The 588-nt window shown below is 62.6% G+C and carries 1 protein-coding gene; it reads left to right on the forward strand.

From position 1 onward, the window contains the following. Window positions 1-176: 176 nt before the first annotated feature. The gene (locus DRV96_RS18305; RefSeq protein WP_162911154.1) at window positions 177-521 is read left to right on the forward strand and encodes a hypothetical protein; all 345 of its coding nucleotides are present in this window, start codon (window positions 177-179) and stop codon (window positions 519-521) included. The last annotated feature ends 67 nt before the right edge of the window (window positions 522-588 follow it).

A 588-nucleotide genomic window follows, 5' to 3' on the forward strand; every position in this document is an offset into this window, starting at 1 on the left:
CCCACCCCGTGATAGCCAGGAGACGCCGCCCTACTGCACACAGCCTCAGAGCGTCATAGCTTGGGCCTGACCCTTCCCACCGTGGAGCCGGATCGAGTAACCGGCATGGCCTTCAACCGAGGGCCGAAACCTGAGCCGCGTGACAGGCGGTTGAGGTTTTCAACAGGAGAGACAGCATGGACGAACAACTCGAAATCCCCGGCGCGCGGCCGATGAAGTGCAAGGTCCCGCAGAAACGCGCACACAGGCTGCTGCTGGACACCGGCGGACATGCAGCGCTTGCGGTGGCACAACGTGAGCTGGAAAAGATGCGCGAACAGCATCCAGGCGTAGCTGGCCTGACGCTGGCAATCGCAGTCGTAGCCCGACACGCGGCGGAATTGCAAATGAATTCATCGCGCGAGGTGCTGATCCATGCGGCCCAGGCCGGGATGCCCATTGAGCAACACGCCATTGCATTGGCGTTCGACGATGACGGCTTGTATCTGCAGGCATCGGCTGGGAAGTTCGAAGGCGAGTAACCCCACCCCGCCCCTACACCCCATGGGCTGGATTGCTTTGATGGGCGGCGGCGTGTTGGGGAGCAGG

Origin of the sequence: Azohydromonas sediminis (genome assembly GCF_003574675.1) — a bacterium.
Lineage (GTDB): Bacteria > Pseudomonadota > Gammaproteobacteria > Burkholderiales > Burkholderiaceae_C > Calidifontimicrobium > Calidifontimicrobium sediminis.